21 protein-coding genes are annotated in these 22,008 nt (G+C 58.6%); 17 read left to right on the forward strand and 4 right to left on the reverse strand.

Annotated features, from left to right (window positions below):
- The first annotated feature begins 49 nt into the window (after positions 1–49).
- The 4 genes from minC to sbcB all read left to right on the forward strand — a co-directional run bounded on the left by minC (position 50) and on the right by sbcB (position 3,626).
- Entirely contained in the window at positions 50–823 is a 774-nt protein-coding gene (gene minC, locus IT895_RS02220; protein WP_085918290.1) for a septum site-determining protein MinC, read from the forward strand.
- Positions 824–957: 134 nt separating this feature from the next.
- A complete protein-coding gene (minD, locus tag IT895_RS02225; RefSeq protein ID WP_066319322.1) occupies positions 958–1,776 on the forward strand; it encodes a septum site-determining protein MinD in 819 nt (272 codons plus the stop codon).
- Positions 1,773–2,024, forward strand: coding sequence for a cell division topological specificity factor MinE (gene minE / locus IT895_RS02230; protein ID WP_027337743.1), 252 nt, complete (start codon positions 1,773–1,775; stop codon positions 2,022–2,024). The genes minD and minE overlap by 4 nt, the downstream gene beginning before the upstream one ends.
- A gap of 108 nt (positions 2,025–2,132) precedes the next feature.
- Positions 2,133–3,626 carry an exodeoxyribonuclease I gene (gene sbcB / locus IT895_RS02235; RefSeq protein WP_199284575.1) on the forward strand — a complete coding sequence of 498 codons (1,494 nt, stop codon included), beginning with the start codon at positions 2,133–2,135 and terminating at the stop codon, positions 3,624–3,626.
- Positions 3,627–3,657: 31 nt separating this feature from the next.
- On the opposite strand, the gene IT895_RS02240 is transcribed toward sbcB, so the two are convergent.
- Both IT895_RS02240 and IT895_RS02245 read right to left on the reverse strand, forming a co-directional pair.
- A complete protein-coding gene (locus tag IT895_RS02240; RefSeq protein WP_442786532.1) occupies positions 3,658–6,450 on the reverse strand; it encodes an insulinase family protein in 2,793 nt (930 codons plus the stop codon).
- An 80-nt stretch (positions 6,451–6,530) separates the two neighbouring features.
- On the reverse strand, positions 6,531–7,208 hold the full coding sequence (locus IT895_RS02245) for an SOS response-associated peptidase (RefSeq protein WP_085918292.1): 678 nt from the start codon (positions 7,206–7,208) through the stop codon (positions 6,531–6,533).
- Positions 7,209–7,386: 178 nt separating this feature from the next.
- Here IT895_RS02245 and IT895_RS02250 point away from each other — a divergent pair, with 178 nt between their 5' ends.
- Complete coding sequence (locus IT895_RS02250) at positions 7,387–8,001, forward strand: TetR/AcrR family transcriptional regulator (protein WP_085918293.1); 615 nt, start codon at positions 7,387–7,389, stop codon at positions 7,999–8,001.
- Complete coding sequence (locus IT895_RS02255; protein ID WP_199284576.1) at positions 8,001–8,663, forward strand: 1-acyl-sn-glycerol-3-phosphate acyltransferase; 663 nt, start codon at positions 8,001–8,003, stop codon at positions 8,661–8,663. The genes IT895_RS02250 and IT895_RS02255 overlap by 1 nt, the downstream gene beginning before the upstream one ends.
- A 17-nt stretch (positions 8,664–8,680) precedes the next feature.
- Here the strand turns inward: IT895_RS02255 and IT895_RS02260 are convergent, their stop codons facing one another.
- Both IT895_RS02260 and IT895_RS02265 read right to left on the reverse strand, forming a co-directional pair.
- On the reverse strand, positions 8,681–9,958 hold the full coding sequence (locus tag IT895_RS02260; RefSeq protein ID WP_085918295.1) for an HlyC/CorC family transporter: 1,278 nt from the start codon (positions 9,956–9,958) through the stop codon (positions 8,681–8,683).
- An 82-nt stretch (positions 9,959–10,040) separates the two neighbouring features.
- The gene (locus IT895_RS02265) at positions 10,041–10,838 is read right to left on the reverse strand and encodes a cytochrome C assembly family protein (protein ID WP_085918296.1); all 798 of its coding nucleotides are present in this window, start codon (positions 10,836–10,838) and stop codon (positions 10,041–10,043) included.
- Positions 10,839–11,037: 199 nt separating this feature from the next.
- Between IT895_RS02265 and ffh the strand changes: the two genes are divergently transcribed.
- The 11 genes from ffh to IT895_RS02320 all read left to right on the forward strand — a co-directional run bounded on the left by ffh (position 11,038) and on the right by IT895_RS02320 (position 21,935).
- On the forward strand, positions 11,038–12,459 hold the full coding sequence (gene ffh / locus IT895_RS02270) for a signal recognition particle protein (RefSeq protein ID WP_199284577.1): 1,422 nt from the start codon (positions 11,038–11,040) through the stop codon (positions 12,457–12,459).
- 221 nt (positions 12,460–12,680) lie between these two features.
- Positions 12,681–12,929, forward strand: coding sequence for a 30S ribosomal protein S16 (rpsP, locus tag IT895_RS02275; protein ID WP_007111767.1), 249 nt, complete (start codon positions 12,681–12,683; stop codon positions 12,927–12,929).
- Between the two features lie 45 nt (positions 12,930–12,974).
- On the forward strand, positions 12,975–13,520 hold the full coding sequence (gene rimM / locus IT895_RS02280) for a ribosome maturation factor RimM (RefSeq protein WP_199284578.1): 546 nt from the start codon (positions 12,975–12,977) through the stop codon (positions 13,518–13,520).
- 47 nt (positions 13,521–13,567) lie between these two features.
- A complete protein-coding gene (gene trmD / locus IT895_RS02285; RefSeq protein WP_066319345.1) occupies positions 13,568–14,344 on the forward strand; it encodes a tRNA (guanosine(37)-N1)-methyltransferase TrmD in 777 nt (258 codons plus the stop codon).
- Positions 14,345–14,517: 173 nt separating this feature from the next.
- Positions 14,518–14,874 carry a 50S ribosomal protein L19 gene (gene rplS, locus IT895_RS02290; RefSeq protein ID WP_085918299.1) on the forward strand — a complete coding sequence of 119 codons (357 nt, stop codon included), beginning with the start codon at positions 14,518–14,520 and terminating at the stop codon, positions 14,872–14,874.
- 111 nt (positions 14,875–14,985) lie between these two features.
- A complete protein-coding gene (gene xerD, locus IT895_RS02295; protein ID WP_199284579.1) occupies positions 14,986–15,867 on the forward strand; it encodes a site-specific tyrosine recombinase XerD in 882 nt (293 codons plus the stop codon).
- 5 nt (positions 15,868–15,872) lie between these two features.
- Positions 15,873–16,646: a DsbC family protein gene (locus tag IT895_RS02300; protein WP_233337331.1), complete on the forward strand. Its 774-nt coding sequence runs from the start codon at positions 15,873–15,875 to the stop codon at positions 16,644–16,646.
- A gap of 86 nt (positions 16,647–16,732) precedes the next feature.
- Positions 16,733–18,049 carry a homoserine dehydrogenase gene (locus IT895_RS02305; RefSeq protein ID WP_085918301.1) on the forward strand — a complete coding sequence of 439 codons (1,317 nt, stop codon included), beginning with the start codon at positions 16,733–16,735 and terminating at the stop codon, positions 18,047–18,049.
- Positions 18,050–18,057: 8 nt separating this feature from the next.
- Positions 18,058–19,446, forward strand: coding sequence for a threonine synthase (gene thrC, locus IT895_RS02310; RefSeq protein ID WP_085918302.1), 1,389 nt, complete (start codon positions 18,058–18,060; stop codon positions 19,444–19,446).
- Between the two features lie 5 nt (positions 19,447–19,451).
- The gene (locus IT895_RS02315; protein WP_233337332.1) at positions 19,452–21,275 is read left to right on the forward strand and encodes a single-stranded-DNA-specific exonuclease RecJ; all 1,824 of its coding nucleotides are present in this window, start codon (positions 19,452–19,454) and stop codon (positions 21,273–21,275) included.
- Between the two features lie 42 nt (positions 21,276–21,317).
- Positions 21,318–21,935, forward strand: coding sequence for a YitT family protein (locus IT895_RS02320; protein ID WP_199284580.1), 618 nt, complete (start codon positions 21,318–21,320; stop codon positions 21,933–21,935).
- Positions 21,936–22,008 lie beyond the last annotated feature (73 nt).

Genomic DNA, 22,008 nt, shown 5'->3' on the forward strand with positions numbered 1-22,008 from the left:
CAAATGCGCTACCTTAATATCTTACCTGAACATGACATGGAGTTCGGCCATGAGCCTCAATGTGGATAGTGCCGACGTGGCCTTTACCTTTAAAGGCGGCATGCTGCCGATGACCGTCATGGAGCTAAGCAGCGCTGACCCAGAGCATATCCGACGTCAACTGGCAGGCAAACTGTCTCAATCACCTGCGTTCTTTCAGCATACACCGGTTGTGCTTAGCGTGGAAAAGCTTGATGAGCCCCATCTTTCGCTGGAGCGCATTTGCGCTGTCTGCAGGGACCACAAGCTGCTCCCGGTGGCAGTGAGGGGGGGCACTGAGCCGGTGCGTCAATCGGCGTGGGCGCTCGGCCTTGGCTGGTTCGCGCCGGTCGACGAAAGCCGTGCGCAAATGCTCAAGAGTGTCGGCAGTGATAGCGAAAGTGCAGCCCCCGTTGCCGTGGCGGATGCAAACACCGAAAAAGAGGCAGCCGATGCGCAGGAAAGCAACGGTACGGAAACCACTCGTCTCTACCGCGGTACAGTGCGTTCCGGGCAGCAGGTGAGCGCTTCGGGAGGTGATTTGGTCGTCATCGGTGCGGTCAATGCGGGAGCGGAAGTTCTGGCCGCCGGCAGTATTCATGTTTATGGCGCATTGCGCGGACGGGCATTAGCAGGTATTCATGGCAATACCCAGGCGGGTATCTATTGTCGCGAGCTGGCCGCTGAATTACTGTCAGTGGCGGGTAATTACAAGCGTCTGGAAGATATCGATTCTCAACTATTGGGTGCCCCTGCTGAGGTGCACTTTACGCAACAACAATTGGAAATTAAGCCGCTTAATTAGCGCCGAGCGCGTAAATCGTTGAGAATGCCAGCCACGCGGAGTCACCGCGTGGTTTAGATGACATAGACGTTCCCGTTGTACGTAGTGCGCTAACGGCGCACTTGCGATGAACGACTTCAAGAAGGAAGTAACTCTTGGCCAAAATTATTGTAGTGACCTCGGGTAAAGGGGGGGTCGGTAAAACCACCAGTGCCGCCGCTATTTCGACAGGCTTAGCGCTACGCGGAAAGAAAACGGTGGTGATCGATTTCGATGTGGGCTTGCGCAACCTTGACCTGATCATGGGCTGCGAGCGCCGCGTGGTGTACGACCTGGTAAACGTGATTCAAGGTGAGGCGGGGCTCAATCAAGCACTGATCCGCGACAAGCGGGTTGAGAACCTGTTTATTCTGCCGGCCTCACAAACCCGCGACAAGGACGCCTTGACACAGGAAGGCGTTGCCGAAGTGCTCGACAAGTTGAAAGAGGACTTCGACTTCATCATGTGTGATTCGCCTGCCGGTATCGAACGTGGCGCTCAGTTGGCCATGTACTTTGCCGATGAGGCGATCGTGGTGACGAACCCGGAAGTATCCTCTGTGCGCGATTCTGATCGGATTCTTGGCCTGCTGGCATCCAAGACACGTCGTGCCGAGGAGAGTAGCGACCCGATTAAAGAGCACCTGCTGGTCACGCGCTACAACCCTGAGCGCGTCACGTCGGGCGACATGCTGACGCTGGACGATATCCGTGAAATTTTGGCGATTAATCTGCTTGGCCTGATTCCCGAGTCCGAAGCAGTGCTGCGGGCCTCTAACCAGGGCGTGCCGGTTACCCACGATATTTCAAGCGACGCGGGCCAAGCTTATAGCGATACCGTCTCGCGTCTGCTCGGTGAAGACATGCCTCTGCGCTTTCACGAAATGCAGCGTAAAGGCTTGCTCAGCCGCATGTTTGGTGGAGGTCGGCGATGAAACTGCTGGAGTTCTTGAAGCGTGAGCGCAAGAAGTCTGCCTCGGTGGCCAAAGAACGCCTGCAAATTATCGTGGCGCATCAACGAAGCCAACGGGGGCAACCCGATTACATGCCGATGCTGGAACGCGAGTTGCTGGAGGTCATTCGCCGCTACGTTCACGTGGACGACGATGCGATCCAGATCTCACTGGATAGCGAGGATAACTGCTCGGTATTGGAGTTGAACGTGACGCTCCCTAAAAGTTGACCCGCGCTTTTTTGAAACCAGGGTTGCTGAGGTTTTCTGAATACGCGGCGAAACCTGATGTGGATATGCTAGGCTTGGGCTTTTCATTGCCCAGCGGAGTGCTTGTCCATGGCGTCACCCAATGCTGCCCCCGCCAGCTTTTTATGGCATGACTATGAAACCTTTGGGGCTGATCCGCGTCGTGATCGGCCCGCTCAGTTCGCCGCTCTGCGCACCGATGCGGAGTTAAACGAAATCGGCGAACCGATCGAGCTGTTCTGTCGCCCCGCTGACGATTATCTGCCCCATCCCGCTGCCTGCTTGATTACCGGTATTACCCCCCAAAAGGCACAACGCCACGGTCTCCCCGAAGCCGAATTCGCCGCTGAAGTGCAGCGCCATATGAGTGAGCCGGGCACCTGCGTGGTCGGGTATAACAGCCTGCGCTTCGATGACGAAGTGTCGCGCCACCTGTTCTACCGTAATCTTCTCGATCCTTACGCCCGTGAGTGGCAAAACGGCAATTCGCGCTGGGATCTTATCGATGTGGTCAGAGCCTTTTACGCCTTGAGGCCCGAGGGCATCGAATGGCCACTGCGCGACGATGGTGCGCCGAGCTTCAAGCTGGAAGACCTGACGGCGGCCAATGGTATCGCCCATGAAGGGGCCCACGATGCGGTGGCCGACGTGCGTGCGACGATTGCGCTGGCGCGCTTGCTGAAGTCGCGCAATGCCAAGCTGTTTGACTATTTGCTCGGCCTTCGCGGCAAGCGGCAGGTGGCCAACCAGATCGACCTGCCCAGCGCCAAACCGATTTTGCATATTTCGCGTCGCTACCCGGCAAGTCGGGCGTGTAGTGCGCTTGTGATGCCGCTGGCCGAGCATCCGAGCAACCCCAACGGGGTCATCGTCTATGACCTGAGCGTTGACCCCAGCGAGTTACTGACCATGTCGGCATCGCAAATTCGTGAGCGGGTCTTTGTCAGTCAGCAGGATCTGACGGAGGGCGAAACCCGCATTCCGCTCAAGGTCATTCACATCAATCGCTGCCCTGTGGTCTTTCCCACCACTGTGTTGAAAGACGTGGAGGGCCCGCAGAAAGGCGAGTATGGCGATATCGTGGCCCGGTTGGGACTGGATATGAACGCCTGTCGCCGTCATTGGAAAATGCTCCGCGAGGCGTCTGGGGTGTCCCAGAAAGTTGCTGAGGTCTTCAGCGCAGGCTACGACGATGCGCCGCAGGATCCCGACCTGATGCTCTATGCCGGTGCCTTTTTCTCGGCCGCCGACCGCAAGCAGATGGAGCGAGTCAGGGCCATGGACCCTTGGGATCTGGTGGGCGAGCGGTTTGCCTTTCAGGACCCGCGACTCGAAGAAATGCTGTTCCGCTTTCGTGCGCGAAGCTACCCGGAAACACTCGAGGGAGACGAACTTGAGCAGTGGGAGGCGTTTCGCTGGACACGTCTGAACGATGCCACGCTGTCAGGTTTCACCTTGAAAGCTTTCGCCCGGGAGATCGAAAACTATAACCAGCAGACGCTGACTGACCACCAGCGCCAGATTCTTGAGGAGCTCGTGCTCTATGTTGAAGCCATGTTACCGGCACAGGCGTTTGACGCCTGAGCCGGTATGGCTAAGACCACTGGTCTGTCAGTTACTTGCTCGCCTGTTCTGGTAGCGGCGTGAGCTGCTGGCGGATCTCCGCTACATTGCTGGGTTCGTCGCCTGGGTTGAAGCGCACGTCCAGTTGGTGTTCACGCAGCGCTGGCCACAGAGCTTGCAGGTCGTCTAGCGTCACTTCCATGGCCAGCTCGGCGAGCTGCTCACGACGGTCGAAACGCACCTCCTCCCGCGCGGTTGCCTGCCAGTAGCGGTTGGTCATCTGCGCCAGACGCGTGTCGCGTTGGCTCAAGCGGCTGTTCACTGCTTGGCGGTAAGCATCCAGTTCATCGTCGTCCAGCTGCTCAAGTCGCTCGCCGGCCTCCTCCAGAAACGCATCCATACGCCTGGCGATTGTGTCGCTATCGGCGTCGGGTGACTGCACAACCATGGCAATACCGGGGGCGTCCAGCAGCGGTGAGTAACCCGCATTGACGATGTAACCAAGCTGCTCCTCAGTGCGTAGTTGCTGGTAGAAAGGCGTTTCCAGCCACTGAGCGAGAACCTGGGTCGCGGCTTGCTCGCGCAGTGTTTGATCACGCCCTTGCAGATAGCGCAGTACGATGGATTCTTCACGCTGGCTATTGGGGTGCAGGACCGTATCGTCGCCGTTGACGGCGAGCGGCGTGAGATTGCGTATATCGTCGCGCGTCAGCCGGGGAGTGAGCTTGCCGCGCATCAGGTTTGCCTGCTCTCTGGCACGTTCAGGCCCCAGGTTGCCGACCGCCATGGCATCCACGTAGAGGCCGTCAAGGAAACGTTGGCGGAAGTCGATCAGGTGACCATGCGCCAGACGCTGGCTGGCCTCAAGCAGCGCTTGGGTCGACCATTGGGGGGTTAGCAGGGCTTCGCCCAGGGTGCCGCTGGCTTGGGCGTACAGGGAGGCTTGGGGGGCGTTGCGCCATTCACGCTGTAAACGGTTGAGCACCCGCTCGAAGTCACGCTGACGGATGTCGGCGTTGCTGAGTTGGTCGAGTGCTTGCTCGATCAGTGGGGTCTGACCGTCCCGCCAGCCGGAAAACGACAGCGTCATACCCCGTGAATGGGCATAGGCGCTGAACGACTGGCCTGCCAGCCAGGCAGGATAAAGCGCTTCGTTGAGGCTGTCGTTCAGCCAGTTGGCCAGCAGCCGGGTGAGCACTGCTTCCTCGGCGGAATAGCTGGTACTGGGGTGTTGCAAGCTTAGCCGCCACTCCACCTTGGGGGTGTTGAACTGGGCGTCCTGCATATGCCAGGCAGTAAACGAGGGCGCGTCGATCAGCGTGGTGGGGCGTTCGTCCTGGCCTTCCAGTAGGCTAAGGTCGTTGGCGATAAAAGGGTTGGGTGCCGGTAATGTCAGCCCGCTCAAGGCTTGGCCACTTTCACTGGGCGTCTGTTCCCGCCAGGCGGTGTCGAACCAGGGCGTCACCTTGTCGCTCTCGATGTCGGGAGCTGAGTAAATACGCAGCATGTTGTCCTGGGTCAGCGCATCCAGGTAGCGCCGATGTTGCTCGGCATCGAACTCATCCATCCGGTACGCGGCATACTGGACGTCCTCCACCGGGTAGCGAGACAGATTCATCGAGAGCCGTATCGCTTCCTGCTGGGGTTCGCCCTGCTGTTGAAAGCGGAAGGCCTGTTCGTTGAGGTCGGCTTGCTCGGTGTAGCGCCACTCTTCAAGACCGCCCTGGCGAATACGCTCGATAGCGGCAAACAATGTGGCTTCAATATCGTCCAGGCGCTGCGCGCCGTCCTCGGTAAGGCTGATGGAGACAGTGAAAAGCGCATGCTGACCATCGGCGCGACTGATCCCTGTCGACAACGCGTCGGCAAGTCCGCTGTCCTTGAGGACAGCGAACAGGCTTCCATCGCTTTCATCGCCCAACAGGTGGGAAATCAGTTGAGTGGGTTTCTGGCGATAAGCATCGGTGGGGTCGGCAATGGGAAAGTAAAAACGTAGTTGATGGCGATCTTCAATTGAATGACGTGCTACATAACGGGGTAACGTGTCGCGATCCACGAGGGGGGTGTCGATGCTGGGGGCTTCCCGATCGTTGTCGGGAATCTCGGCAAAGCGCTCGACCACCCAGTCTTCCAGGGTATCCAGCGACTGAGGTGCCACGACGGCCAGGTTCATCACATTGGCGTCGTAGTGGCGCTGATAAAACGCCATCACCCGTTCGCGAAGGGTGGCTTCACCTTCCGGGGGATTGGCCAGCGTCTCGCGGTTACCCACGGCAAACTGGGTGGTTGGGTTCTCCGGGTTCAGCAACTGGTTGAGTACCGCGTTTTCGCGCCTTCCTTCATCCCGACGGCGTGAAACGTACTCTGAATGCACCACATTACGTTCACTTTCAAGCTTGTCGGCATTAAACAGCGGTGAAACAAAAAAAGCGCTGAATCTGTCCAGTGCGCCCTCGAAGGCTGAAGGCTCAATGCTGAAAAAGTAATTGGTATCCTGAGAGGCGGTAAAGGCGTTGTGCGAGCCTGCGTTGCGCGATAGGTAGCGCTGATAGGCGTCAGCCTCTGGGTAAGCTTCGGTGCCCAAAAACAGCATGTGCTCGAGGAAGTGGGCGAGTCCCTGTAAGTCATCAGGGTCCTGGGCGCTGCCGACCCGTACGTTCATCGACGCCGCCGCTTTATCTGCCTCGTCATCGCTGACGAGTAGCACATTCAATCCGTTTTCCAGTTCGAGCACGCGGTAGTCGCGCTCGTCATACGGGCTGACGTGAGGTGTGATGACGTCCTTGATGTCCTCTTCGTCGGCAGCCAGTGCCGTGGGCGCAAACCAAAGGCTGCCCATGGCCATGCCCAGCAGAGCGCCTCCAGGCAACGCCATATTCCAACGTGCAAAGCGTTTTAAACCAATAAGTTGACGCATGTAAGCTCCTATGACGTGGTCCAGCGTATCATCGGCCCGATGGGGTGAGCGCAGGCCGGCGACTGGTAGGTAGGAAAGTTAATCTGTTTTGATACCGGAAAAGCGCCCAACAGTTCCAGTGGTGCGGGCGTCAATAAACGGTCAAGGCGAGTGTGGGCCGTGTCGGGGTTTAACCATTCGTCCGCGTCCCGCGGGTCGATCACCGCAGGCAGCCGGTCAGTCAGGTGCGACAAACAAGCGTTTGCGGGGACGGTTACCAGAGCGGTGGAGTCGTTGTAGGTAGTGAGTGTGGTGTGGTAACGACACCACAGTCCAGCTAATAATAGCGGTCCGCGATTGACCTGCGTGACCAGGTAGGGTTGCTTGGCACGGGGTAGTCGTTTCCAGATGTAAAAGCCGCTAACCGGTACCAGGCAGCGGCGCGAGCGATAGGCTTCCTGAAACATTCCTCGTTGGTTCAGGGTTTCCGCTCGAGCGCAGTGGGGCGCATTATCCAGGACTTTTAACCACGGCGGTGTCAGCCCCCAGAATAACGACTGTAAACAGAGTTGGCCCTCAACCTTGCGGATAGCCGATACCGGCTGTCGCGGTGCCACATTGGGTGATTCAATCAAGGGTTCGGCCATCTTCAGGCTTGGGAGTAGGCGGGCAAGAGGCAGTTGCTGCACGTGTAAGCGCCCGGCCATGCAGGTCTCCTTTTACGCTAACGCGTTGTCAGTACCCGTTTAGAGGGTATTAAGCATGAAATGTCGAGGTTTGGAGTCGAAAACAGTGTTCGATGTGGGGTATCCTATAGCATCCCTTGTTCACGCTAAAGCGCGATAAGGCATTCTTCCTGTTTGCCGTTCACCTTAAGAGATCGCCATGGCTCGCCCCAGACAGCACGCGCCCGATGCACTACACGCGCAGGTTATGCACGCTTGCGATGAATGGTTGGCTCAACAGTCCATTCATGGTTTATCGCTGCGTGCCCTGGCCAGAGAGGTCGGCTGCGCCCCCAGTACATTGCTCAAGCTGTATGGCAGCTTTAATGTTCTGTTGCAGTACGTCAACGTCGAAACCCTGGCGCGTTTGCAGTCCACTATTACCAGCCTTTCGTCGGATGAGCCCGAACCCTGGCTGCGTGCGCTGGCCAATGCCTATTGGCGATTTGCCGAAAAGGATTGTTACCGATGGCAACTGTTGTTTGACCATCCGTTGGCGCAGGAAGGGGAGTTGGACCAGCGTCAGAGCCAGTTGATCGAGGCGTTGTTTACCCAGGTTGAAACATCGCTCAAACAGTATCAGCCCCTGCTGGATGATGCCGAGGCGCGACGCCTGGGACGCACCTTATGGGGCAGTGTGCACGGGCTGGTTCAACTGGGGTTGAATGAACGCCTCGGTTATTGGCAGGGGCATCAGCTCAAGGTGGATGAACTGCTTGATCAGCTGTTGAGTACCGTTCTTGCCGGGCTGCGCAACCGAGAGCAATCCGAGTAATGGGATTGGTTAAGCCAGTGCGCCACTTGCTGCGCGGCGGTATCTTTCTGGCCATGCGGCTTTGCTATCGCCTGCATGTTCGGGGGCGTTGCCATATTCCCAAGCAGGGGCCAGCGCTGGTGGTGTGTAACCACGTCAGCTTTATGGATGCGTTGGTGCTGGGCGGCGGCAGCCCCCGCCCGTTGCGTTTTGTCATGGATCAGCCAATCTTTGACTCCCCCTGGCTTAGATGGTGGTTTCAACTGGTCGGCGCCATTCCCATCGAGTCCGAGCGTCGCAGTCCAGGCGCGTTGCGTCGCGCACTGGAGGAAGTCAGCCAGGCATTGCGCCAGGGGGAAGTGGTGATGGTGTTTCCCGAAGGGCGACTAACGCCCGACGGCGACATTCACCCCTTTCGTCGCGGGCTTGAGGCGATTGTAATGCGAGATTGTGTGCCGGTGGTGCCCGCCGCGCTTGCGGGACTCTGGGGGTCGTGGACATCTCACTACGACGGTAAGGCGTTAAAGAAATGGCCCAGGCGTTTTCGGGCGCCGGTGAGCCTCCACTTTGGCGACCCTGTTGATCCGAGCAATACAGGGGAGCTGGCGCTACGCCGCTACCTTGAGCAGCAGGTGAGGCAGCTGAAAGTCGAGGCGGACCAGGATATCGTGCCACGCCAGTGACATGGTGCCAGTCAGTTCTATTGACCGAGCCCGCTTCGCGTCGCCTTCCAGCAGCGGGCTGAGGTGATCAGGTTGTCTCGAATCGCCAGAATTTCCATCCGTGTTGCCCCGACCTGCAGGCAGGCAGGTCCTTCAGGAAATCCTTCCAAGTGCTCGAGAATTAACCCGTTGAGGGTTTTGGGCCCGTCGGTGGGTAACTGCCAGCCAAGCATCTTGTTGATGTCTCGTATGGTCGCGGTGCCTTCAATGACATGGCTGCCGTCATCCTGTTGATGTATCTCATCGTCTTCCGAGACGTCGGTGGTGAATTCACCGACAATCTCTTCAAGGATGTCCTCAAGGGTGACAAGTCCTTCAACATCGCCGTACTCGTCGACCACGATGCCGATACGGCGCTTTTGTTTCTGGAAGTTGAGCAACTGGGTGTGGAGCGGCGTGGATTCCGGAATGAAGTAGGGCTCGCGGGCTTCCTGCACAATCGCTGCCTTGGTGACTTCGCTGCGCGATAAAAAGCGTGCCGCATTGCGTAAGTGCAGCATGCCGATAATGTTATTGATATCGCCTTTGTAAACCGGCAGCCGCGTGTGCTGGCTGGTGCGGATCTGCGCCAGGATGTCGTCGAGCGAGTCGTCCAGATCAATGCCCAGCACTTCATGGCGGGGCACCATGATGTCATTGACGGTGACGTTTTCCAGATCGAGAATCGATAGCAGCATGGCGCGGTGTCGATAGGGAATCAGCGTGCCGGCTTCGTGAACCACGGTGCGCAATTCATCCCGCGTGAGGTTGTCGCCACCGTTTTCGACGCTCTTGACGCCGATCAGGCGCAGCAGTCCGTTGGAAACAGCGTTAACCAGCCATACCAGTGGGTAGAGAAGTTTGAGTAGCGGTTCAAGCGCGTACGAGCTTGGATAGGCAATGCGCTCGGGCTTGATGGCCGCATAGGTCTTGGGCGTCACCTCGGAAAAAATCAGAATGGTGATGGTCAGCAGGGCAGTAGAAATGGCGGGGCCTGACACATCGCCGAAAAAGTGGATGGCAATAATCGTGGCAATGGAGGCGGCAAGGTTATTGACGAAGTTATTGCCGATCAGGATAACGCCAATCAGCCGGTCGGGGCGCGCCAGCAGACGCATGACGCGCTTGGCGCGACGGTCGCCGCTATTGGCGTTGTGGCTGAGCCGATAGCGGTTGATCGACATCATGCCGGTTTCAGAGCTTGAGAAAAAAGCGGAGAGGGCAATGAGAAGGGCCAGCAAGCCAAAGAGTAATCCCAGCGGGAAGTCATCACTCAAGTCAGAATTTCCTTTATGCCGTGTTCAGCTCGATTTGTAAGAGGTTGCAACAGAGGTGTCAATACACACAGTGCTTGCAAGGTTAGCGGTTAAGTACCACTTCCAGCACGAACTTGCTGCCAAAATAGGCTAATACCAGGATCGCGCAGCCGCCGAGCGTCCAGCGCACCGCACGCATACCGCGCCAACCAAACCGGTAACGGCCAATCAAGAGCGCGGTGAAAATCACCCAGGCCAGAAGCGATAGTACCGTCTTGTGGGCAAGGTGCTGGGCAAAGAAGTTATCCAGAAACAGCAAGCCGCTGATAATTGATAGCGTCAGCAATATAATGCCGACCCACACTAGCTCGAAGAGCACCCGCTCCATTGTGGTAAGCGGAGGGAGTGACTGGACAATGCCGCGGATGTGATGGTGGCGCAACGCCTGATTCTGCAAGCCTACCAGCACCGCTTGTGCGGCGGCAATCGCCAGCACCGCAAAGGCCAGCGCGGAGCTGATGGCGTGCATCAAAATACCCGGCGTCAGCCCACTGTGGCCGCTTTGACTGGGTAGCCAGGTGGCGGCCATTAGTGCGATGCCGGCTAGCGGGAAGAGCGCAATACCGGCGTTGAGCACGGGTTTGAACAGGCTTGCTATCAGGACCACGTTCACGGCGACCGCCATCAGCAGGGTGGCGCTGGTGGTGAAGCCTGGCAGCAAACCTGGCGTTTGCCCGACTAGCTGAACCACCACCGGGATATGTAGCAACAGGCCTAACGCGGCTAAAAGTCGCACGATGACCTGGCGAGGGGGCACGCGCCGGAACAGCGCCATACCCTGCCAGATGGCAGCGGCTATATAGAGAATAAAGGCGATGGTGGCGAAAGGGAGCGCCTGCATGATGCTATCCGTGCGCCTTGCAGCGCGTCGTAATGAAACAAATCGAATTGATAAGTCACTACTATAACGAATCCTTACAGTGACGCACAGCCATCTATATCTTGCGCCCATGGAGACTCACGCTGCGAGCGCGTATAATCCCTTCCATTAGCCTAGGGCCGGTCAAGCCCGGCGACAGCGACGGAGGCAGAGAGGCCCCATGTTTTCGACTCTTAGTGAGCGTCTTTCCCAGACGTTAAAATCGATCAAAGGTCAGGCACGCCTGACCGAAGACAATATTAAAGATACCCTGCGAGAAGTTCGTCGTGCGCTGCTTGAGGCAGACGTGGCGCTGCCCGTGGTCAAGGACTTCGTCGAGCGGGTGCGCGAACGAGCCGTGGGGCAAGAGGTATCCAAAAGTCTTTCGCCCGGTCAGCAGTTCGTCAAGATTGTCCAGCAAGAGCTGGAAGCCACCATGGGCGAAGCGAACGAGGGACTGACATTAAAGAGCTCCCCGTCCGTAGTGCTGATGGCGGGTTTGCAGGGCGCGGGTAAAACCACCTCGGTAGCGAAACTTGCGCGTTACCTGCGGGAACGTGAAAAGAAAAAGGTCCTGGTGGTTTCGGCCGATGTCTACCGCCCCGCGGCGATTGATCAATTGGAAACCCTGGCCAAAGAGGTGGAAGTCGACTTCTTTCCCTCCCGCTCGGATCAGGCGCCAGTGGCGATTGCCGAAGCGGCCATCAAGCACGCCAAAATCCAGTTTCACGACGTCGTATTGATCGATACCGCAGGCCGTCTGGCTATCGATGAAGCCATGATGTCGGAAATTCAGGCGTTGCATAAAGCCGTCACGCCGGATGAAACCCTGTTTGTCGTCGATGCCATGACCGGCCAGGATGCGGTCAATACCGCAAAAGCGTTCCATGACGCTCTGCCGCTCACCGGGGTGGTGCTGACCAAAGCCGACGGTGACGCGCGGGGCGGTGCTGCGCTCTCTGTGCGCCATGTCACCGGCAAGCCGATCAAGTTCATGGGCGTGGGTGAAAAAGTCGACGCCTTGGAACCCTTCCACCCTGACCGGGTCGCCTCGCGGATTCTGGGCATGGGGGACATGCTCTCGCTGATCGAGGAAGCCGAGCGCACGGTTGATAAATCCAAAGCCGACCAATTGGCCAAAAAGGTCAAGAAAGGCGACGGCTTCGACTTGGAAGACTTTCGCGAGCAACTGCAGCAACTCAAGAAAATGGGGGGCATGGGTGGTTTGCTCGGCAAATTGCCGGGTATGGGGCAGATGGCGGATATGGCCCAAGGGCCTGGTCCCGAAAAAGAGCTCGGCAAGCTGGAGGCGTTGATCAACTCCATGACCCCCAAAGAGCGCCACAAGCCTGAAATCATCAACGGCTCACGCAAGCGCCGTATTGCAGCGGGTGCGGGACTTCAGGTGCCGGACTTGAACCGTCTGCTCAAGCAGCACAAGCAGATGCAGAAGATGATGAAGAAAGCCGGCAAAAAAGGCGGCATGGAAAAAATGATGCGTGGCATGTCCGGCATGATGGGCGGCGGTGGCGGCCCAGGCGGTCCCGGTGGCATGGGTGGCCCTGGCGGCATGGGTGGTCCGGGTGGATTCCCTCGCCGCTAGCCGTTGCCGCCAGGTGGTATGCTTGACGGGCTGATAGTTTTCTGGCTATCAGGCTTTCCAAGCCGAGCGCATTTGCGTAGAATGCGGCGTCTTCTTGTGTGGGTGTTGGTCATGCAGTGACGATACTCTACGCTGAAGGCTTTTATAGTATGAAGAGTGTTTCCGGTAGCGAACGCCGCGAAGGCGCACTCTCGTAACCTCAACCGAAGGATAGTTATCGTATGGTTACCATTCGTTTGGCACGTGGTGGCGCCAAGAAGCGTCCCTTTTACCACCTGACTGTTACTGACTCACGTAACGCCCGTGATGGCCGTTTCATTGAGCGTATCGGTTTCTTCAACCCTGTTGCACGTGGACAGGAAGAACGCCTGCGCGTTGACCTGGACCGTGTCGTACACTGGCAGAGCCAGGGTGCCCAGCTTTCAGGTCGTGTTGCTGAGTTGGTAAAAGAAGCGCGTAAACAGGCCTAAACCTGTTCGCGATGTGGCAAGTGCTGTTGTACGTTGAGGTCGTCAATGACGCGTTTTGAAACAAGCCATACTGACGACACGCATGTGGTGCTCGGCAAGCTGACAAGCTCCCACGGAGTGAAAGGCTGGCTGAAGGTATATTCCTATACCAGCCCCATGGACAGCATTCTGGACTACCCCGGATGGTGGGTGCGCCAAGGCGACAGCCTCACGCACATGTCCATTGTTCAGGGCCGTCGGCAAGGTAAAGGCCTTGTGGTTCAGCTTAAAGGGATTGATGACCGCGATGCGGCCGATGCATTGGCCCAGGCGGACATATTGATGCCCAAAGCGGACCTTCCTGAGCTTTCCGACGATGAGTATTATTGGCATGAGCTTGAAGGCCTGGCGGTTTTCACTCAAGCCGGCGAACGGTTAGGGCAGGTCAGTTACCTGTTCGAAACCGGTGCCAACGATGTCATGGTCGTTCGTGGCGATGTCGAGGCGATCGACAAGCGTGAGCGCCTGCTGCCGTTTTTGCCGGGCGACGTCATTGTTGAAGTCAGTCTTGAAGACGGCCGGATGGTCGTTGATTGGGATCCTGAGTTTTGAACAGTGAACAACAGTCGGGCGCTGGAAACGAGGTTTCACACCCCGCGATGTGGATAGGTGTGGTATCGCTGTTTCCGGAGATGTTCGATGCGCTCACCCAGCAAGGCGTGGTCGGTAGAGCGATCGAAAAACGGCATATAGAGCTCGCGTTCTGGAATCCGCGTGATTACGCCACTGACCGCCATCGTAGCGTTGATGATCGACCCTATGGCGGGGGCCCCGGGATGTTGATGAAAGTCGACACCTTACGCGCAGCCATTCATGACGCCCGGCAGCAGGCGCATGATGCGACCGGCCAGACGCCCACGGTGATTTATCTATCACCCCAGGGTCGCAAGCTGGATCAGCAGGGCGTGACGTCGCTGGCGTCTAAAGGCCCGTTGGTTGTTGTCGCAGGGCGCTATGAGGGCATTGACGAGCGGGTGGTGGAAAGTGACATCGATGAAGAATGGTCAATTGGCGACTATGTGCTAAGCGGCGGTGAGCTGCCGGCCATGGTGTTGATTGACGCGGCGGCAAGGCTGATTCCCGGTGTGTTGGGGCATCAGGATTCCGCCATCGAAGACTCGTTTAATGACGGTTTGCTAGACTGTCCGCACTACACCCGTCCCGAGGTGATCGACGGGCGACAGGTGCCGGATGTGCTGCTGAGCGGTAATCACGCCGCGATCAAGCGCTGGCGGTTGAAGCAGTCCCTGGGTCGCACTTGGCAGCGTCGACCTGATTTGTTGGAAGGGCGACCGCTGGATGCCGAACAGCGCAAGCTGTTGAACGAGTTTATCGAGGAATACGCTCTTTCCGGTTCGTCAGCCAAGACTGACTAGGAAGTCTTGACTGAGCTGGCATGAGCGGCGGTGCAGGGCGGTAATGGCGAGTAGCCAACGCACCTGTGTCACCCATAACGACTCCCGCGTCGCTTGTTATTGAGCGCCGGGATCACGGCGACCGCCTTCCATGACTGAGCGGTTTCGCCACCACGTTATTTAGGAGCATGATGATGAGCAGTAAAAACAAGGTGATCCAGGCGCTCGAAAACGAGCAAATGTCCAAAGAGGTGCCGAACTTTGCACCGGGCGACACCATCGTCGTTCAGGTGAAAGTCAAAGAAGGCAACCGTGAGCGTCTGCAGGCGTTTGAAGGTGTGGTTATCGGTAAGCGTAACCGTGGCCTGAACTCCGCGTTCACCGTGCGCAAGATTTCTCACGGCGTTGGCGTTGAGCGTACCTTCCAGACCTACAGCCCGCTGGTTGACTCTCTTGAAGTCAAGCGCCGCGGTGATGTGCGTCAAGCCAAGCTTTACTACCTGCGCGAGCGCAGCGGTAAATCGGCACGTATCAAGGAAAAGCTGGCCTAAGGCGAGTCGTTTCCGCAGGCGCTTGCGCCTGGGTACCAAAACCCCGTCACCGCTCTGCGGGGCGGGGTTTTGTTTATCTATTCGATGTGAATCCTTACGGGCGGCTTGCGTATGCGTGTCATTGATGCTTTTTTGGATGCCCTGTGGCTGGAGCGCGGGGCCAGTGAGCATACGCTAGCGGCTTATCGGCGCGACCTGAACGCCTGGCAGCAGCACCTGGAGGAACATGGCGAATCATTATTGTCACCTTCGCCTGAACGCCTGGATGCGTGGTTTGCCAGCCGTCGTGAAGCGGGCTATCAGGTACGCAGCAATGCCCGAGTGCTGTCGAGTCTGCGCAGCTTTTACCGTTGGGCGCGCGTCCATGGCCACGTTTCAAGTGATCCGCTGGCTGAGGTGCGCCTGCCGCGTGTACAGCCCGGCCTGCCCAATACGCTGGAAGAAGACGAAGTGGAGCGCTTGCTTCAGGCACCGGAACTGGATACCCCACTGGGCGTTCGTGACCGCACGATGCTGGAATTGCTCTACGCCTGCGGACTGCGTGTCTCGGAACTGGTGGGGTTGACCAGTGACGCGGTCAATTTGCGCCAGGGGGTGGTCCGGGTGCGTGGCAAAGGCGACAAGGACCGCCTGATACCGATGGGAGAGGAGGCCGCCGACTGGCTGGCTCAGTACATGAAAGCGACGCGCCCCATGTTGATGCAGGATCCTACGCGCCCGGCTCTGTTTCCAGGCCGTGGCGATAAAACGATGACGCGGCAGACCTTCTGGCATCGCATCAAGGTGCACGCCATCACGGCGGGTATAACGCGCCCCCTGTCGCCACATACGCTTCGCCATGCGTTTGCGACCCATTTATTGAATCATGGGGCGAATTTACGGGTCGTACAGCTGTTGCTAGGTCATAGCGATCTATCCACCACGCAAATTTATACGCATGTGGCCCAGGCCCGCCTGGAAAGCCTGCATGCTGAACATCACCCAAGAGGTTGAATTGCATGATGCGCCGAAGTACAGAACTCACGACGTCACAAGGCAAGCCGCGTAGGCTGATAGGCTGGCTGATGGTGGGAGCGTTGTTACCCATGACAGCGCAGGCGAATAGCGCGACCGATGCGCTCCGCGACACCTTGAGTGTCAACGGACAGGCAATGCCGGTCGACGAGGTGCGTGAAACGCCGATGGAAGGGATTTATCATGTCCGGCTGGAAAACGGCGAATCCTTTTATTCGAATGCTGACGGCAGTCATTTTCTGGTCGGCGACCTCTACGAGAATGCCGACAGCGGGCTGGTGAACCTGACCGAGCAGGCGCGCAACCAGGAACGTGCGGACGCCATTGCGGCGATACCGGAAAGTGACCGGGTAGTGTTTCGTGGTGAAGAGCCTCCCAAGGCGACGATCGTTGTGTTTACCGACCCAACCTGTCCTTATTGCGTAAAGCTGCATGAAACCGTGCCTGAGCTCAACGAGCGAGGTATTGCGGTACACTATCTGGCCTTTCCGCGTAGTGGCGTTAACGCCAACGCGGGGAGAACGCTGAAGCAGGTCTGGTGTTCGGATAACCCCAGCGAAGCCATGTCGCGTGCCAAGCAAGGCGAAACGCTTTCCAGTTCGGCCAGCTGCGACAACCCGGTCGCCGAGCAGTACGAGCTGGGCCGCACGTTAGGCGTCCAGGGGACACCCGCCATTATCCTGCCTGATGGACAGATGGTGCCAGGGTTTGTGCCGCCGGACCGCATGATGGAAATGCTGGAACTGGATGACGCTTAGAATCAACAGCTAATGAGCCAATTGATCAACTATTATCACGCTGAGACACTGCACCTCTGAGTGCACAACATGAAAGGGGAAGTATTTTGAAACCGGTAAGAGTAGGCATTTGTGGGCTGGGTACCGTCGGTGGTGGTACCTTTAATGTGCTGACGCGCAACGCTGACGATATTGCACGCCGTGCAGGGCGTCCGATCGTGATCGAGCAGGTGGGCCATCGCAGTATTCACCCCGATTGCGACATTACCGGTATCAATGCCACCACGGATGTTTTTGAAGTGGCCACCAACCCCAACGTGGATGTTCTGGTTGAGCTGATTGGCGGTTACGACGTTGCCCGCGAACTGGTACTTACCGCGATTGAAAACGGCAAGCACGTGGTCACTGCCAACAAGGCGCTGATCGCCGTCCACGGCAACGAAATCTTCAAGGCGGCCCACGAAAAAGGTGTGATCGTGGCATTCGAAGCCGCCGTCGCGGGGGGGATCCCGGTGATCAAATCGTTGCGCGAAGGCCTGGGTGCCAACCGCATCGAGTGGGTAGCGGGCATCATCAACGGTACCGGCAACTATATCCTGACCCATATGCGCGATGAAGGCCGCGCCTTTGAAGACGTGCTTGCCGAAGCCCAGGCGCTGGGCTACGCCGAATCCGACCCGACCTTTGACGTTGAAGGCATCGACGCGGCGCACAAGTTGACCATTCTGGCCTCGATCGCCTATGGCGTGCCGCTTCAGTTCGAGAAAGCGTTTACCGAAGGGATTTCGCGGATTACCGCCGAAGACGTCGAACAGGCTGATAACCTTGGCTACGTCATCAAGCATCTTGGCATCTCCAAGCGCACCGATCATGGGCTTGAGCTGCGGGTACACCCCACGCTGATCCCCAAAGAGCGCCTGCTCGCCAATGTGCACGGCGTCAAGAATGCCATTGCGGTGATGGGCGACGCCGTGGGGCCAACCCTTTACTACGGCGCTGGCGCCGGGGCTGAGCCGACCGCCTCGGCCGTGGTGGCGGACATACTCGACGTGGCGCGGGATATTGCCACCGACCACCACTATCGCGTGCCTTACCTGGCGTTCAGCGGTATTGACGAAGACGTCAGCCAACTGCCCATCATGCCGATGGAAGACATTACCACGGCGTATTACCTGCGCCTGCTGGCCGTCGACCGTCCCGGTGTCCTTGCGCGCGTGGCGACCATCCTTGCCGAGCAGGGCATGTCCATCGAGGCGCTGATCCAGAAAGAGGCGACCGAAGGCGAACTGGTGCCCATCATCCTGCTGACCCATCGCACCAAAGAGAAGCAGATGAACGAAGCGATCCGTGAAATCGAAGCCATGGCGGATATTGCGGGCCCTGTCACTCGTATCCGCGTGGAAAGCCTGGACGAAGGGGAGTAACCCATTACATGCGCTATATCAGCACGCGCGGGCAAGCGCCCGCGCTCTCCTTTGAAGAGGTGGTGTTGACCGGCATGGCCAGCGACGGCGGGCTTTACGTGCCGGAAACGCTGCCGTCGTTCTCACAGGACGACCTGGAAGCGATGGCTGGCTTGTCTTACGCGGAGATCGCGTTTCGTGTCATGAAGCCGTTCGTCAACGGTGAGATCGACGATGACACCTTCCGCCAGATCGTGACGGATGCCTACGCGACGTTCAATCACGATGCAGTGCTGCCGCTCAAGCAGCTGGATGCCAGTCACTTCCTGCTCGAACAGTTCCATGGCCCGACTCTGGCGTTCAAGGACGTCGCCCTGCAGCTTCTGGGCCGCCTGCTCGACCACTTCCTGCAGAAGCGCGGTGAACGCGCCGTGATCATGGGCGCCACCTCCGGTGATACCGGATCGGCGGCCATTGAGGGCTGCCGTCACTGTGACAACCTGGATATCTTTATCCTGCACCCTCACAACCGGGTCTCGGAAGTGCAGCGTCGTCAGATGACATCGGTGCTGGCCAATAACGTGTTCAACATTGCCATCGAAGGCAACTTTGATGACGCCCAGGCAATGGTCAAGGCCAGCTTCGCCAATCAGGACTTCCTGAACGGCACACGACTGGTGGCGGTGAATTCGATCAATTGGGCGCGCATCATGGCCCAGATCGTCTATTACGTTGCCGCGGGCGTGGCATTGGGGGCACCCAAGCGCGAAGTGAGTTTCTGCGTCCCCTCGGCCAACTTTGGAAATGTCTTTGCCGGGTATATGGCCTACAAGATGGGCCTGCCGGTGAAGCAGTTCATCATCGCCACCAACGCCAACGACATCCTGCACCGCACACTTGCCGCCAATGATTTCTCCAAGAAAGAACTGGCCGCAACCCTCGCCCCGTCAATGGATATCGTGGTGTCGTCGAACTTCGAGCGTCTGCTGTTTGATGCCTACGACCAGGATGGTGCTGCGGTGGCGGCGCTACTGGAACGTTTTCAGCAGGAGCCCACGGCGCTGGCCGATGCACCGCTGGCCAAGCTGCGTGAAAAGTTCGCAAGCCACAGCGTCGACGACGCGACAATCCTGGAAGTCATCCGCGAAGCGCATCACCGCACCGGCGAGCTTCTCGACCCGCATACGGCCACTGGCTACCGGGCGGCCGAGCGGGCCCGCGCCGACAAGACCACACCGGTGATTACCCTGGCCACGGCGCATCCGGCCAAGTTTGCCGAAGCGGTGGTGAAAGCGGGGTTTCAGGGAGTACCGCTACCTACCCACATGGATGACCTGCTGGAGCGTGAAGAGCGCTATACCGTGTTGCCCGCCGAACTTAGCGTGGTTCAGCAGTTCGTCGCTGACAACCGGCGCTAGCGCTTATGGCCGATGTGATCGACGCGTCGCCTCTCGCACAGCGTGGTGAGCGGCTGCAGCTTGCCAGCCGTCCCCGCCTTGAGCCTCGTCCGCTGGACGAGGCCGTTTACGCACGTGCTCAGGCGGAAGGCCTGAATGAGCTGCAGGCGCGCCTGCTAGCGTCACGGCTGCCGGGCTATCAAGGCGAGCTGGCCCCGCTGGTATCGCCCAGTCTGCGCTATCTGGCGCACCCTGAGAAACTTGCTGATGGTCGCCGAGCCGCCGAGCGCATTGCTCAGGCGGTTGCCGAAGGCGAACCGATCGGGATCCTCACCGACTACGATGTGGACGGCATCACCTCCCACGTGGTGATCCGTCGTACGTTGGTCGAGTTATTTGGCGTGCCGGAACATAAGCTGCATAGCCTGATTGGCCACCGTATTCACGACGGTTACGGGATCAGCCTCCCCCTGGTGGAGCGCACTCTGGCGCTCGAGCCGCTGCCGACCCTGGTGATCACCGCCGACTGCGGCAGCTCGGACGAGCCGCGTATTGCCCGTCTGAAAGCCGCGGGTATCGACGTGGTGGTCAGCGACCATCATGCGTTACCGCTGGAAGGCCCGCCCCCCTCGGCCTACGCCTGCGTCAATCCTACCCGTGATGACTGCGACTACCCGGATAAAACCATCGCCGGTTGCATGGTGGCGTGGCTGACGATGTCGCTTGCGCGCGGTGTGCTGATCGAGTGGGGTGCCTTGTCAGCCTCCACCCCTAAGCTGTCGCCCTGGCTCTCTTACGTAGCGCTGGGCACGGTAGCGGATTGCGTGTCGCTGGGCGGAAGCCCCGCCAACCGGGCGGTGGTCAGCCATGGCCTGACGTTGATCAACCGCATGGAGGCCGCCTGCTGGCGGGCCATGGCCACACGCTTGGGTGCCGATAGTGTACCGTTCAATGCCGAAACACTTGCCTTCCAGATGGGGCCGCGCATCAATGCCCGCTCGCGGCTGGACGATCCTTACGCGGCGCTGCACTTCATGCTCGCGGAAACTGAAGGCGTGGCCAATCGCCAGCTTGAGGTGCTTGACCAGGATAACCAGTCGCGCAAGGCCATTGAGGCCGACATGGCGGAAGAGGCCCGTGCCTTGGCCATGTCCGCGTTGGAGGCGAACGAGCCGGCGGTTGTCGTGTTGCTGGAAGATGGTCACCCAGGCGTGCAGGGCATTGTCGCCTCGCGGCTGGTGCAGGCCTATGGGCGTCCGGCGCTGGTACTTACCCGAGCGGCCGCCCCCGATATGCTCACTGGTTCCGGCCGCTCGATTGACGGCCTGCACCTGCGCGACGCTTTGCAACGCACCTTTGAACTAGCCCCCGAGGCGCTGCCGCGCTTTGGTGGCCATAGCGGAGCAGCAGGCGTGGGTGTTCCTCGAGGGCAGTTGGAGGCCTTTAAAGCCGCGTTTCTACAGGCGGTGGAAGAGCAGTTGGCAGGCCAGGAACTTTATCCGCGTCTGTGGACCGACGGCGAGCTATCCACGACGCAGCTCTCACTGGCAACGCTTGGCGATATCGAGGCACTGGGCCCCTACGGACGCGAGTTCGACCCGCCACTGTTTGAAGGGCGCTTTATTGTCGAAGCGCTGCGCCCGGTGGGTGCGGAAGGCGCGCACCTGATGATGGAGCTTTCCATGGGCCCCGTGACCTGCAAGGCCATCTGGTTTCGTGCGCTGACCCCCGGGGAGCTGCCCGCATTCAGCGTCGGCGATACGCTCCATTGTGCTTACAAGCTTAACCGTAACCGCTGGCGTGGGCGTGAGACGCTGCAGTTGATGGTCGAGCACGCCAGCCCTGTCTAACCTCATCACTCTATAACCCACGGCCTCAATAAGGACGCTTCCATGCGTGTTGAAGACCTTCCCAAGGACCCGCATCGCCCCTATGAAGATGTCATGGCGATGCTGTTGGGCACCTTCTTTGTGGCGCTTGGGGTGACGTTTTATACCCATGCGGTGTTGTTGACGGGCAGCACTGCTGGGTTGGCGCTGCTGTTAAATTACATCACCGGTTGGGGTTTCGGGGTGTGGTTTTTTGCCATTAACCTGCCGTTCTATTATCTGGCCATCAAACGCATGGGCTGGAGCTTTACGCTACGCACCTTCCTGGCTATCGGCCTGGTGTCGCTGTTTTCGGAGCTCACCCAGGGCTGGGTCCAGTTTGCTGCCGTGCCGTCGATGTATGCCGCTCTGATGGGCGGTGCGCTGATGGGCATCGGCATGCTGATGCTGTTTCGCCACCGCACCAGCCTTGGCGGCATCAATATCCTGGCGCTTTACCTCCAGGAGAAACACGGTCTGCGCGCAGGCTACGTGCAACTGGGTATCGACGGGGTGATCCTGCTGGTAGCACTCACCCAACTGCCGCTGGACCGCGTGGCCTACTCGGTGCTGGGTGCGCTGACGCTCAACTTGATCATCGCCCTGAACCACAAGCCAGGGCGTTATATTGGGGTGAGCTAGAAACGTCTAGCTGAGCCAGAACCACCAAACAATCAGCGCGATCAGGCCGACCCCGGCAAGGTTGATCATTAGG

Origin of the sequence: Halomonas sp. A40-4 (genome assembly GCF_015767635.1) — a bacterium.
Taxonomy (GTDB): Bacteria; Pseudomonadota; Gammaproteobacteria; order Pseudomonadales; family Halomonadaceae; genus Vreelandella; species Vreelandella janggokensis.